This is a genomic window from Phaeocystidibacter luteus, from assembly GCF_008933115.1.
GTDB lineage: Bacteria > Bacteroidota > Bacteroidia > Flavobacteriales > Schleiferiaceae > Phaeocystidibacter > Phaeocystidibacter luteus.
Map to the genome: position 1 here is coordinate 158,474 of NZ_WBVO01000001.1, position 14,623 is coordinate 173,096.

A 14,623-nucleotide genomic window follows, 5' to 3' on the forward strand; every position below is an offset into this window, starting at 1 on the left:
GGTGAACTCAACTATAAATTCACTCGAGCTTTGGCAGAAATTCCCAAATCTGCCGAATGTCCGTCCTTCCAAAGGTAATATCCAGCGATTCCAATCATCGCGGCATTATCCGTAGTAAACTCAAAAGGAGGGAGGTAAAGCGACCAGTTCTCTTCTGTTGCCGTGGTTTCTAATGCTTTGCGAAGTCCCACATTCGCCGAAACCCCGCCTGCTATTGCGATATGTGATATGCCCGTATCACGACTCACTTTCACAAGTTTCTTCAGGAGTATCTCGATAATGGTTTTTTGAACACTCGCACAAATGTCGTCCATGTGATTCTGAACGAACTCAGGATCTTCTTTCTGCTTGGCTTGGAGGGTGTACAAAACACTTGTTTTCAGACCGCTAAAGCTGAAATTGTAGCCTTCGATTTGCGGTTTCGAAAACGCTAGAAAATCGGGATTGCCCATTTGTGCTCTGCGGTCAACTTCGGGTCCACCCGGGTAGGGAAGTCCTAAGAGTTTGGCCGTTTTGTCAAACGCTTCTCCAGCTGCGTCATCTATGGTTTCTCCCAGGACCGTGAGCTCCAATGGACTGTCAACCCGAACTATTTGGGTATGTCCCCCACTTACAGTTAGGCACAAAAACGGGAATTCTGGATTGCGCATGTCATCACCATCGATCAGGTGTGCCAATACATGAGCGCGCATATGGTGGACGTCGATAAGCGGAATGCCAAGTGCCATGCTAAGTGACTTAGCAAAGGAGGTCCCCACAAGTAAAGAGCCCATCAGTCCAGGACCACTAGTAAATGCAATGGCTTCGAGGTCCTGCTTACTTACTTTGGCTTCCTTTAAGGCCTTGGTTACTACGGGGACAATGTGCGCCTGGTGCGCTCGTGAAGCAAGTTCTGGAACTACGCCACCATACTCAGCATGCACGCTCTGATTGGCCACCACGTTCGAAAGAACCTTTCGTCCTTCCATTACCGCGCAGGCCGTATCGTCACATGAGGATTCAATAGCGAGAATGAGTTCCCTTTTCTTCATGTTGCAAAGTTAATGCAATGAGTAGGGATTTTAGCACAAGGAAATCTGCCTCTATCCGTTAATTTTTAAGTGCTTCAGGCTCGATATTTGTAGCTTTGTGAGTTAAGCACCGCGTCTTCGCTTTTTATGAAAATACTTCGCCGCATTTGGAAGCTGTTCAAATGGACCTTCGGGATACTGTTACTCCTGATTGTCCTGTGCGGATTTATTCTGGCTATACCAGCCGTTCAGACGCGTCTAGCTCAGGAGGGTACGGCCTATCTCAAATCAGAGTTTGGTATTGAAGTACAGATCGAATCTGCATCTTTCCAATTACCTAACCGTGTGGTGCTGAAAGGGGTTTACGCTCCAGACCATCGTCAGGATACGATGATTTATGCCCAACACATTCTCTTCGAGTTTTCTGGATTTAGAAATAATCATCTCTATGCTGGGGATGTTGAATTGGACAAAGGCAAGCTTCTCATGCGAAAGTATGAGACGGATTCACTGTTCAATTTCGCCATGTGGCTTGAGAACTTTAATTCGGAGGACACAACCACGTCTGAGGTACCGTTCCAGATGACCTTCGACGACATCAAAATTTCTGATTTTACATACGCTAAGCATCCGTTGGGATGTGACGAGTGTACATGGCTAGACTTCAAGGACGCCGAGGTGCGTGTTTCCGACTTTAAACTGAACGGTGGCAATGTAAGCGGCGATATTGAAAGACTCGAATACCGCGATGACCGCAGGTTTAGTCTACATCAGTTTTCAGGCTATGCGGCCCTCCAGGAAACGTATATGGAGCTTACCGACCTAAGCTTCAAAACGGATAGTTCGGAAGTTGTTGGCTGGGCGCGATTGGAGTATCGCGACATGGGCGACTTTTCAAACTTCCTAGACGATGTTCGAATCAAGGGTAAGTTTGAAAAGGGTGTGGTTTCGTCCAACGAGTTTCGTTCATACATCCCGCAGTTCCCACAGTTCGATCAGTTCGAGTTCAAAGGATCCGTGGAAGGAACGGTCAACGATTTAAAGGCCTCACGAGTGGATGTGGCCGTGGGAAATTCCAAATTCTTCGGCGATGTGAGCTTGGTTGATTGCACAGAACCCGAGAAGTTATATCTCAATGCATATGTAGGTTTCTGCAAGACTAACGGTTCGGATTTGTCGAGGTATCTAGCTCAATTTATCGACAGTGAAATTCCCGAGTTAGCCCAGAAGTTTACGGATATTGACCTATCGGGACACTACGAAGGGACCTTGGCCGATTTTACCACGAATGGGGAGATTATTACGAATCTGGGGCTTGCCGATGTAAACCTTTCCTTTAAAGACTTGAGCGACCTTGATCAAGTGACCTACAATGGACGGTTAACCCTAGAGAGCTTCGACCTTGCAACCTTACTTGACAATCCCGAATTGGGATACCTTTCCACCTCTGGATCAGTATCTGGAAGGGGCCTAACCGCTGAATCTGTAAACGCTTCGATTGATGTCTCTGCCTCCAGAGCGGATTACAACGGCTATTCGTATCGCAACATCAATGTATTGGGAGATGTGGTAGACGGCAGGTTCACGGGTAAGTTCGATATACACGATAAAAATTTGAACGTCGATTTCGACGGAGAGCTTGATTTTGGAAGTGATACGGCTACATTCGATTTCGTTGCGCTTGTAGACTCTACGGATCTTCATTCTGTTGGACTAATCAGCGATACCGTGAGTTATTTCGGAGCTAAAGTCGTTGCAGATTTCAGCATTTACAATGGCGAATGGTGGCAGGGTAAGGTTGAACTCGACAGTATCACGTACAGAAGGGGAACGGAAAGATTCCAGTATGACGAGGTCGAATTGGTGAGCAGCAATGCTGGCAGCATCACTCGAAACGAACTTTCGTCCGATTTCATGGATGTACTCATCGAAGGAGAGTATAAGCTGCTCAAGATTCACGAGCCGCTCTTGATGGCCTTTGCTAATGTTAACAAGCATTTCGAATACGAACCGTCGTTTACATCGCCCATTTCTTGTACGTACGATATCACGCTAAAGGAAACGGACCTCCTCACTAAGCTCTTGGTGCCAGGGGTGCGATTTGCCTACGGTACGCGACTCTCAGGCTCGTTGAATTCGAATGACCTGGGTATTCAACTCAATTATTCGAGCCCAGGAATGGACTTGTATGGAACGTATTTCGACACGACTGCAATTCGTGTTAGGGGGCGCGATGGAGTTTATAAAGTGAGAAGTAACATCCGCAGCATTTTCGGAGATGGTGATTATGAAACAGAATCCATCGCCTTCAATTCTGATGTACATGGTGACAGTGCGACGCTCGATCTCCGAGGGGTCATTCAAGACTCCGTAAACTCTGATGTTCACTTCAATGGGTACGTCGTTATGCCAACTGAATCGAGCTTCAAGGTTCACTGGAACTCTGCTCAGTTCAATGTGGGGATTGACACACTTAGAATGGCGCCCGAGAATACGCTGGTTATTGACGGAGAGCGAATCGAGTTCGTCAACTATGCGCTGACTGGGACAAATGGAGAGTTGTACTTGGATGGATATCTATCTGAGGAGCCGTATGAAGTACTGCGAGCTCGACTCAAGAATCTCAACTTATCCATACTCAATTACCTGCTTCGTCAAGAAGGCACCTACTTTGAAGGTTTCGCAGACGGAACCATCATTCTGAATGACCTGCTTGGAAGTCCTAGCATGGCTGGGTATGTAGATGTTGACAGTCTAAAACTGAACTCCTACGATTTAGGAACCCTAGCGCTCAATGTCGATTGGGATATCGCTAGTAACATCCAGAAGTTGAATGGCTCAATTACTTTGGGAACACGTCAAACCTTGGGAATTGAGGGGAGAATAGCGCAAGATTCAACCCAACCGTTGTTGGTGGATATCGACCTCAGTAGATTCCGTCTCAATGCCTTTAACCCCTACATGCAAGGGATTCTCGATAATCTTAGAGGTACCGTAGAAGGAAAGATACGAGTGGCTGGCACATTGGATAAACCTACGCTTGATGGGGACCTAGAGCTTCCAAACGCTGCATTCGGCATCCCTTTCTTAGGAACGGACTACAACTTCGAGGGGAGCCCAACTATTCACTTGTCTAGCGACAGGATCGTTCTCGATCGAGTGAAGATTCGAGATACGAAGGAAGGAAGTTCGGGATATGCATCTGGCTTCATCAATCACAGAAACCTAAGTGATCTCACTTTCGATTTGGACATTGAGGCTCAGGATATGTTGGGAATGGACCTGAAGGAAGGTCAAAACCAATTCTTCTTTGGAAAGGCTTATGCTTCTGGACGCGTGAAGATTGTTGGTCCGACAGATCAAATGAACCTTCGAATTGATGTTGAAGCGGAAGAAGGTACCTCGCTTAAACTTCCTCTGTCCTCGCCAACAGAAGTAGGTAAAAGTGATTTCATCACGTTTGTAGACCCGACGGAATCGGTAGATTCTACAGCATTCGGCTTCCGAAGAGAGGCTAAAGTGGACGATCTTGGTGGATTGAGCATCACTGTAAATGCAAACATGAAACCCGAAGCTGAGGTTCGATTGGTGATGGATGAAGCCGTTGGTGGTGAGATTGTGGGCCAGGGTAGTGGACTCATCAAGATTAACCTCAGTGCGGCGGGCGATCTTTCTATTCTAGGGAATTATCAGGTAACCGAAGGGTTGTACAAGTTCCGCATGCGGAATATCGTCGCAAATGACTTCATCATTCAGGAAGGGTCGACATTGAACTGGACGGGCGATCCGTTTGATGCAACGATAGACCTCAAGGCCATTCATACTACGCGTACTACCCTCACTGGGATGGTCACCCCAGGAAATGGCTACAACGGACAACGGGTTCGCGTAAATCTCATCATGCACCTTACTGGCCCACTTATGAACCCAAACATCACTTTTGACATCGAGGTTCCTAACGTGCAGTCGAGCTGGCAGGAAGAAATCAAAAATCGCTTGAATGATCAGGATAAGCTTACGGAGAATGCATTCTCGCTCTTGGTTACCAACAGCTTCTGGAATCCAGAAAACAGCATTGTGGAAGACGTTGGCCAGCAAAGTGTGAATCAGCTCGCGAACGTAATGTCTAACTGGGCGGCGAATTCTGTTTTTGGGGATTTTGCCGATATCAATTTGTCTTACAACACATTCAATGAACCAGAGGTTGAAGGGAGTGAATGGGAGGTTTCAGTTTCAAAGGCATTTATTGATGACAGAATCCGGGTGAACACCGCTGTAGATATCCCCTCAGGAGATAATACTGGAGCCGCACAACAGACTGTTACGGGCGATATTGAAGTCGAATACAAGATTACTGAAGACGGTCGATTCAGAGCAAAAGCCTTCAACCGAAGCAACCAAAACAATCCGGCACTTGACCAACTTTCACCGTACAGTCAAGGGGTGAGCGTATTCTATCGCGCAGACTTCGACTCCTGGGACGAATTAGTGCAAAAGATATTCGGCTACAAACCACGTGACGTAGAGGCGGAGCAAGACACGGACGAGAATGACGACGATGTGGAGACGAACGAAGGGACTGAAGAACAGCCTGCCGCCGAGGAATAGTTACATGGTAACGTTTTCCACGATTTCAAGTCCGTACCCTACAATTCCAACACGCTTAATCGGATTATTTGTGAGTAATCGAACCTTCGATACGCCTAATTCGTGTAAGATCTGGGCCCCAATTCCATAGTCGCGGGCATCCTTGCTAAACGAATTTGTTCTTGCCGGCTCAGAGCCAGAATCGAGTGATTCCTTGTACGAGCGAAGTTTGTCGAGCAATGAACCTGTCATTTGGCGCTGGTTCATGTATACGATAACACCTTTACCTTCTTGTTCTACCGCTTGCATGGCCTTTTCAAGCTGAACTCCTGGTGATTGAGTGAGAAGGTGGAAAATGTCGTTGCCTACACCAGCGGAATGAACGCGAACAAGCACGGGCTCTGATTTTTCCCAATTCCCTTTTGATAAGGCTAGGTGTACTTGACCGTTGGTGGTTTGCTCAAATGCGTGCAAGGTGAACTGTCCAAAATCAGTATCAATCACAAACTCTTCTTTCTTCGAGATGAGTGATTCCTTCTGCATTCGGTAGGCTACCAAATCTTCGATAGATACTACTTTGAGGTTGTGCTCGGCGGCAATCTCCAACAATTGTGGAAGTCGGGCCATGGTGCCATCCTCATTCATGATTTCTACAATAACACCAGCGGGATATAGTCCTGCAAGTCTGGCAAGGTCAATTGCGGCCTCTGTATGGCCCGTTCTGCGAAGAACACCACCTGGTTTGGCCTTCAACGGGAAAATGTGACCAGGACGACCGAGGTCTTCCGGTTTTGTATCACTATTCACAAGCGCCTGAACTGTCTTCGCTCTGTCTGACGCAGAAATTCCCGTAGTAACACCGTGTCCGCGTAGATCCACACTCACTGTGAACTGCGTGTGCAATGGATCGGTGTTGTTGTTTACCATGAGGTCGAGGCCGAGTTCATCGCATCGTGTATCGATAAGCGGGGTGCAAATCAACCCACGACCGTGAGTCGCCATGAAATTGATCATTTCAGGAGACACGAGTTCGGCTGCGGCTACGAAGTCGCCTTCGTTTTCGCGATCCTCATCGTCAACTACGATTACTACTTTGCCATTCTTGATATCAGCAATGGCTTCTTCTATGGTGTTAAGAGCGCTTTTGTGCTCGCTTTGTTGGTTGCCAGACATTGGATTCAACTCCTTGGATGTAAATAAGTAATCCTTTTAAGAGCGCAAAGTTCATCAAATAAAAATGACCTACGAAGCGGATGAGTGAACTTCTCGAGGATAAGGACGGGAAAAGGGTGTCGATTCCGACTAGAATCAACAATACGACTTGTATGTACAGGGCCATTTCGTAAATCCACTGTGGTGTGAATAATGCGAGAATGGCCGAGGATATCAATGTGCAAATCAGTAAGATGGGCGTAATCCATCGGATGACTTTATGCGAGAGGAAGGCGAATCCCAACGGCCAAAAGTCGGTGAGAATCATCCCTTTGAATCGATTGAGGTTCTGGAAGTTTCCGAGCGATATTCTCACCTTACGCTTGAATTCCTCGCTCTTATCTACGGATACATCCTCCGTACAAAGTGCATTGGTATCAAAAATCACTTTTCCACCTTGCTTAATGGTACTCATGGTCATGAAGAAGTCTTCCATGAAGGTGAGCGGCGGGATTTCCTCGAAGTAGTCTCTTCGGATCATGTAACAACCGCCTTCTACTCCAAGTGCAAACCCCCAGATGTTCGATTCTCTGCGCTTTATTTGATTCTCAAAGCTCAAGTAGAGTTCTTCCTCTTCAGCGATACCTTCTTTGCGCATATCACGATAGACAATCGTGCCCCCTACGAGTGCTACGTCTTCGTCGGAGAGTTGATTGACCATTTGACGAATCATGTCTGATTTGAAGAAGATATTCGCATCGGAAGCCAGGACGATGGGCGCATTTGATACGCTAACGAGGTGGTTGATGATTCCCGATTTCCCAGTCCTACCCGGCATTCTATGGAGGTGCAAATTGGGATGCTCCGCTTGAAGGGAAGTGATTATCTCATCTGTGCGATCTGTGCTCGCATCGCTTCCTATGTGCAGGTTAATTCTATCTGAAGGATAATCTGATTCGAAGATGGACTTGATTTTCTCTTCAATCACGGCTTCCTCGTTGTATGCTGCGAATACCACATCCACGACGGGAAGGTCGTCATCCCACTTTGGAGACGTATCGCTTTCGTCATCCATGAGATAGAGTAGGAGCGGGTAGCCAATGTAACTCCACAAAATGAGGAGGAATGAAATCCAAAAGATGTATTGGGCGACGTTCATCGTGCCATGAAGTTAAGGAGATTTACTCCTAGCACGTGTTCATCGTATTTTTCCTGAACCAATTTGCGAGCATTCTTGCCTAGCTCTAGTCTGAGCTCAGAATCTACGATGAGCTTGTCTATTGCTTTGGCAAACTCACGCGGCTGGTCTGCTATGATGCCATGCACTCCAGATTCTATTGGAATACCTTCTACGGCTATGGTGGTTCCGATGATGGCCTTTCCATAAGCCATCGCTTCTAACACCTTAATTCTCATACCACTACCGGATAATAGAGGCACTACGAAGATTCCGTGCTTTTCATAGAACTTCTCAGCCGAGCGAACTTGTCCCTCCACGAAGAAACCGAGTTCAGGACGATGAATTCCGAGCGTATCTGATTGTCTGCCAGCTAGGTGAAAGGAACTTTCTCGGTTGATTTTCATCAACTCAGGCCATACCTTCTGTGCAAACCACTTTATACCGTCCACATTGGGTAACCAGTCCATTGCGCCAATGTGAAAAACATCCGGAGTAGATGAAGGATAGTTCGGGTAACTTTCGGGATTAATGCCGCATGGCAAGGTGTAAACCTGAGACTCATTTAGCGACTTCAAAAACCACTGTGCGTCTACATCAGTAATTGGTAAAACCGCTTTTACTTCGGATAAAGATGAGGTTTCGTATTTCTTGAGGCGACGATTTTGAATCTTCAATATGGCCTTGCGCAAAACCGATTTCTCGCGCTGAATATGACGCTCCCAAATCTGATGTTCCACATTGTGAGCGCGCATGTATACGGGGATCTTGCGCTCGGTGAACTCGTCTGAATAGGGCATCATAAAGAGTCCTTCTATCAATGCCGCATCAAATGCTTCGCTCTCTAAAATTCGACGAAGCTTTCTGCGAACGTCCTTGCGGTCGAATCGGGTAACCATGTACGAATTAGTGGAGAATAGTGTGTTTGATAGCAGGCCAGTAAAGGAAGGGGAGGTGTTTACATCAATGATGTTCCAGTTTACACCATCGGGTTTGTCAACAGCCGAAAAGTCGACCACCTTGTGTTTTGCTGTATTCAGAGCGAGTACGGTCACTTCAGCCCCAGCATGGATCAAGCTTCTGATTGTGCTTGCCATGGCGATTGTACTGCCGTCTCTTGGTGGAAATGGAACCTTATTGCAAAGGAGTAGAACTCTCTTCATTCTTCTTCTTCCGTGCCTTGAATAGTTGTGTTAGCCAACGAATTGGGCGAAGGTAAGATTCAGCGTCGAGAATAGAAGAGTCGCGTGCCGCTTTTACCGTCAATGTAATTCCAATCGGCAAGAGAATGATGGAAGGAAGCCAAACCGCTAGCCAGGCGGAGAGATCACCGGCTTCGCCCATTTTTCCAAATATGGTAATGAGCACGTGGTATACGAGGAAGAGGACGATGCTCACCACAAAGGGGAGCCCGACACCGCCTTTTCGAATGATTGCACCAAACGGAGCACCAATGAAAAAGAGGATTAAACAACCAATGCTCACCGCGTATTTCTTGTGCCACTCGAGTAGATGTCGAGCCATATACTTCAAGCGATAATCAAACTCTTCTCGCTGATCCATGTACTGGCTTCGATTGTTCCTAGCAAGTCTTAGTGCATTTTCCACAGCTCTTCTCCGCAAGGATACCGGGATGTCTTGCAGGAAGTTAGGACCCCTCGTGGTTGTAAAGGAAGTGTCCACATTTGCTTGAGAGTACCAGTACTTCTTCGACATGATTTCGGCCATGTCGTTCTGACGTCCCTTGAAGTGAAGGCTGAGTGAATCGTAGGTGACCAGTAGCTGATCGGTATTCAACATCCTGTAATGTTTCCTCCGGTTTACCTGGTTCATGTCCCCCTGAGAGAGGCTGAGCATGGAAATCCTCAGCGTTGTTTGTTCGAATTCTGATTTGACGTGAAGCCCGTCGTCTCGATCGTGACGAGCTTGAGGAGTGAGTTCTTCGTACGTTGCGCCGTTGTAGAGCTTGAATTCGAGATAGTTATCATTCTCGATGAGGTTCATTTCTCCAGACTCGGCGATGATCACTTTGCTGCGACGACGATCGCCACCAGTGAAATCGTAGATGTACACATCGGAAATGCTGTTCTCTTCTTTCGCTCCAATCTTGATCGCGTATCCTTCGATACCATCATAAAACACGCCAGGCATCAGGTTAAATGCGGGCTTTTGTTTACTGATGTTGATAAGGAGGTTTTCTCCCTTGAAGTTGGCGACGGGAATGAGGTCGTTCGAGAAGTAATACATCCCTACAGCAATGAAGCACATCAATATGATGAGCGGCCGCATGATCCTGTAAAGCGAAATGCCGGCAGATCGCATGGCGGCGAGCTCGTAGTGCTCTCCATAACCGCCAAAGGTCATGATAGAGCTTAGTAGAACGGCGATGGGAAGCGCCATGGGTACAACCTGTGCTGACCAAAAGAAAAGCAGCTCAACGATGTAGTACCACTCGATTCCTCGGCCTACCAAGTAATCGATGTATTTCCACAAGAGCTGCATCATCAAGGTGAACACGCTCACTAGGAGGGTGGGGATAAATACCTTGACGAAACTTAAGAGTACGTATCGGTCGAGTCTTTTCATCGGCGTCGGCGGCGCGGTTCATTGATGCGCCATCCTTCGTATTTCGAACGGTCGAAGCGAACCTCAGAAGCATCAACTCCCGTGTTCACCTCATAATTATTGATGATGTACTTGGTGACAACGTCATTCGTGCCATATTCGGTATAGCTGTAAATGCGCTTTGTAGACATATCGATACCGATGACAATGTCGCGGATTTCTTCGCTGCCATTCGGACGAACCTTCACGTACTGAATGGTTTTTCCATCAATGGTTTCTTTCCCTGCCATGGCTAGACTAGAGCCGTTTTCGAATCGCGCTAATACGCCGTTCGGGGTAAAGGCCATGTCTTCATCTTCCAAAACACGAACGGTCACCTCGCGGTCGTCTGGAGCAATCACGTAGGCACGGTTTCCATTCAGCAAGATGGTCTGTCCGTTTGTTTCAACCTTATAGTTCTCCCCAACAATAGTAACCGTACCCGAGCTTTCGCGTGTCATCTTTGGATTATCGGGATTCTGCGTTGGGATTTCAATAATACTGGTGAAGCTGATCTTTTGATCCGTAAAGGACAAGAGGTTCGTTTTGACTTCTTCGAGAAGGGCCTTGGCCTGCTCGTTGGTTTGTGCAAAAGAAAGCGTGGACAATACCATTGCCGCACTCAAAATAAAATGGCGCATAATCTTAGGATTCAATGTCTGCACTACCCGGGTTCAATTTCTGTTCCAAAGATACTTCATCTGGCACAAGAACTTGTCGTGCCTTCGAACCTTCAAACGGACCAATGATTCCGGCTGCCTCGAGTTGGTCAACAATTCTACCCGCACGGTTGTAGCCCAACTTGAGTTTGCGCTGGAGTAGGGAAGCAGAACCTTGCTGATGGATTACCACAATTCTGGCAGCATCTTCGAATAGCGCGTCGCGGTCTTCATCTGCCAAAGCGCCACCGCCGCCTGACGATTCTTCACCGACGTATTCTGGTAGTAGATACGCCTCGGGATAGGCCTGTTGATTTCCGATGTACTCTGTGATTTCATCTACTTCCGGTGTATCGAGGAATGCGCACTGAAGTCGAATGAGCTCATTACCTGGTGAAAAGAGCATATCCCCTTTACCAATGAGTTGGTCAGCACCGCCAGCATCTAGAATGGTACGAGAATCAATCTTAGACGTCACACGGAAGGCGATACGCGCTGGGAAGTTTGCTTTGATGATACCGGTGATTACGTTCACAGATGGACGCTGAGTGGCGATAATCAAGTGAATACCGATAGCACGTGCGAGCTGAGCTAGACGCGCGATAGGGGTTTCTACCTCCTTACCGGCGGTCATGATCAAGTCCGCAAACTCATCAATCACCAAAACGATGTACGGTAAATAGCGGTGACCTTCTTCTGGGTTGAGCTTTCGGTTGATGAACTTCGCGTTGTATTCTTTGATGTTTCGAACCATTGCAGACTTGAGCAGTTCGTAACGGTTGTCCATCTCAATACACAGCGAGTTGAGCGTATTGATCACCTTACTGGTGTCTGTAATGATGGCGTCCTCAGTATCTGGCAATTTGGCGAGATAGTGACGCTCAATCTTGTTGTACAGCGTGAGTTCCACCTTCTTAGGATCCACAAGTACAAACTTCACTTGTGCTGGGTGCTTCTTGTAGAGGATACTCGCAAGGATGGCGTTCAATCCAACGGATTTACCTTGACCTGTTGCACCGGCCATGAGGAGGTGAGGCATCTTTGCGAGGTCGGCTACAAGTGTTTCATTGCTGATGGTTTTGCCCAGTGCTACAGGAAGATCGAACTTGGTGTTTTGGAACTTCTCTGAAGTAAGCACGGCGCGCATGGATACGACGCTTGCATTCTTGTTTGGCACTTCGATACCAATTGTGCCTCGACCCGGAATTGGCGCGATAATACGGATGCCGAGAGCGGCCAAACTCAACGCAATATCATCTTCCAAGTTCTTAATCTTGGAGATGCGTACACCCGCTTCCGGAATGATTTCATAAAGCGTGACGGTTGGTCCGATGGTCGCCTTAATCTTCTCAATTCCAATTTTATAGTTCTGAAGCGTGTTGACGATGTTATTCTTGTTCGCTTCGAGTTCTTCTTGATCAATCGTGATGTTTCCATCGCCATGTTCAACCAGCAAGTCGAGAGGTGGAAGTTTGAAACGAGATAGGTCGAGCTTAGGGTCGTATTCACCAAACTCTTTCACCTTCTTGTTCACTTCCTTCTCTGAAAGTGATTCTTCCTCCACGGCGGCTTCTACGTCCATCTCTGGACCTTCGCTCGAAGTTGGCTCCGGCTTTGGCTCGGGCTCCGTATTACTGGCTTCGACCTCTACTTCTGCTTCTGGCTGAGGCGTTTTAATCTCTAATTCCGACTTGAGTTGTGGTTCTTCAACCGTTTCTTCTTCCGTCTCTTCGTTCTGATCAAAATCAACTTCTGGCGCTACTTCGTCTTCCACAGCAGGAGTAGGAGTAGGGACGGTTGTTTCTGCGATAGGTTCTGTTTTTGGTCGAGATAACTTTTGAAGAATGGCCTTCGCCCCAGCGGCTAGGCTGTCGGGAGTCACCTTCATTACCAAAACGAGCCATGCGATGAGTGTAAACACGAAAAGCAGTCCGAGGCCTAGCATACCCATCCAGGAACGAAGGAAGGTAGCAACGTAATAACCGACACCTCCTGAGAGGACTGTATGTTCAACCCCAGCTAAAAACGCGGTAAACGCCGAGAGCCAAAGGGAGAGGAATACGGTTACTCGGAAAATTTTGAGTAGGGGGTAAGGACTGAACTTGAAGCTGACTTTAAGCCCGATGGCGCCCAAGAAAATGGGAATTGCGAAGGCGGCAATTCCGAACCACTTGAAAACGAAGACTTGTCCGAGCGCCGCACCTAATTTGCTGAGAATGTTGCTTACCTCGTACTCAGGATTACCCATCAACTCCCAGAAAGACTGTTGGAATTGACTTTGATCGGCGTCCCATGAGAATAGGAACGAGATGAAGGCGATGGTCATGAAAGCCGCGATGAAAATCAGGGCTAGACCTACAACAACGTGTACGCTTCTATCTTTCGCAGCCTCTTTCCAGCCCTCGAAAAGAGGAGTCTTGGGTTTGCTGGTCTTCTTTGTTTGCTTCTTGGTTTTGGCCATAATGGATGTTCGGAACGCATCAAAGGTAAAATAATTGCGGTCTGAAGAACGGTGGGTTGAGATGGGTTTTGCACAATGGGATGTAGATAGAATATTAGACTTGAAATCGCAATCTGTGAACAGTACTTTGACTATCTTGCTGCTGCATTCCACTCTCAACCCTCTCAAATAATGCGTCTACATTCCTATGTCCTCTTTCTCTTACTAAGTATGTGCGTTCTCCATGCTTGTCGAGATGAAACATGCTATAATCCCGCCGACCCAGCGTGTGAAAACTATGATCCTTGTTATAATGTTAGCAGTCCTTCCGCTGAATTTACTGCTTCAGATAGAGTTTTCACCAGGCCTAGCTTCGCTGAGTTCATAGAAGTTGATAGTGTGCTAATCGGTACACTGGTTCAGTTTTCGGCAGTAGATCAAAGTGAAGATGTTATACACACATGGTACGTTGGAGCAGATACCTTAGAAGGGGAATCAATACTGAGGAGCTTCCCTTATCCACAGATTCAACGTCCTCTAACTTTTACTGTTACACATGTCATTGAATTTCCAGAAGATGAGACTTGTTATCCAGGTGTAACCTCTGATACTGTAACTCATGCTTTCTATGTGATTGAGTACTATGAAGAAACAAAGGTCTTGAATCAATGGATGCGTCTCGCTCAAGAGTCCAGCACAGATTCTATAGATTTCATTTTCCGATACTTACTGGATGATGGTTCATTAGCGCCATATGGATATACAGGTAGTAAGTCTGTAGATCTGTATTTAATCAATTTCTTTTCGTCGGGTGATACTACAATTATTCCAAGGGGAGAAGTGGGTGTAATTGATCATAGCTTGTTTTTTCGGAATTCGATAGGTGGGCTTGACGGCGATTTGTTGATTGAGGAAAGTGATAGAATTTCCTTCAATTATTCTACCAATCAAGGAGCTGTTAGTTTGAGAGGAAGACTGATAAATTGAAATACGG

Annotated in this window: 9 protein-coding genes; 2 read left to right on the forward strand and 7 right to left on the reverse strand. The window is 46.9% G+C overall.

Annotated features, from left to right (window positions below; translation table 11 throughout):
• Positions 1–11 precede the first annotated feature (11 nt).
• Entirely contained in the window at positions 12–1,031 is a 1,020-nt protein-coding gene (tsaD, locus tag F8C67_RS00650) for a tRNA (adenosine(37)-N6)-threonylcarbamoyltransferase complex transferase subunit TsaD (protein WP_151665853.1), read from the reverse strand.
• A 126-nt stretch (positions 1,032–1,157) separates the two neighbouring features.
• On the opposite strand from tsaD, the gene F8C67_RS00655 reads away from it, so the two are divergent.
• Positions 1,158–5,618, forward strand: coding sequence for a translocation/assembly module TamB domain-containing protein (locus tag F8C67_RS00655; protein ID WP_151665854.1), 4,461 nt, complete (start codon positions 1,158–1,160; stop codon positions 5,616–5,618).
• Here F8C67_RS00655 and ribB read toward each other — a convergent pair whose 3' ends face one another.
• Genes ribB through F8C67_RS00685 form a run of 6 tightly spaced genes read right to left on the reverse strand, consistent with a single transcriptional unit; the run spans position 5,619 to position 13,650 of the window.
• Complete coding sequence (ribB, locus tag F8C67_RS00660) at positions 5,619–6,770, reverse strand: 3,4-dihydroxy-2-butanone-4-phosphate synthase (RefSeq protein WP_151665855.1); 1,152 nt, start codon at positions 6,768–6,770, stop codon at positions 5,619–5,621.
• Complete coding sequence (locus tag F8C67_RS00665; protein WP_151665856.1) at positions 6,730–7,908, reverse strand: glycosyltransferase; 1,179 nt, start codon at positions 7,906–7,908, stop codon at positions 6,730–6,732. Before F8C67_RS00665 ends, ribB begins: the two co-directional genes overlap by 41 nt.
• Entirely contained in the window at positions 7,905–9,089 is a 1,185-nt protein-coding gene (locus F8C67_RS00670; RefSeq protein WP_151665857.1) for a glycosyltransferase, read from the reverse strand. The genes F8C67_RS00665 and F8C67_RS00670 overlap by 4 nt, the downstream gene beginning before the upstream one ends.
• Entirely contained in the window at positions 9,061–10,512 is a 1,452-nt protein-coding gene (locus tag F8C67_RS00675) for an LptF/LptG family permease (RefSeq protein WP_151665858.1), read from the reverse strand. Before F8C67_RS00675 ends, F8C67_RS00670 begins: the two co-directional genes overlap by 29 nt.
• On the reverse strand, positions 10,509–11,171 hold the full coding sequence (locus tag F8C67_RS00680) for a LolA family protein (RefSeq protein ID WP_151665859.1): 663 nt from the start codon (positions 11,169–11,171) through the stop codon (positions 10,509–10,511). Before F8C67_RS00680 ends, F8C67_RS00675 begins: the two co-directional genes overlap by 4 nt.
• A 4-nt stretch (positions 11,172–11,175) precedes the next feature.
• Positions 11,176–13,650, reverse strand: a complete 2,475-nt coding sequence (locus F8C67_RS00685) for a DNA translocase FtsK (RefSeq protein ID WP_151665860.1) — start codon at positions 13,648–13,650, stop codon at positions 11,176–11,178.
• Between the two features lie 378 nt (positions 13,651–14,028).
• On the opposite strand from F8C67_RS00685, the gene F8C67_RS00690 reads away from it, so the two are divergent.
• A complete protein-coding gene (locus F8C67_RS00690) occupies positions 14,029–14,616 on the forward strand; it encodes a hypothetical protein (protein WP_151665861.1) in 588 nt (195 codons plus the stop codon).
• The last annotated feature ends 7 nt before the right edge of the window (positions 14,617–14,623 follow it).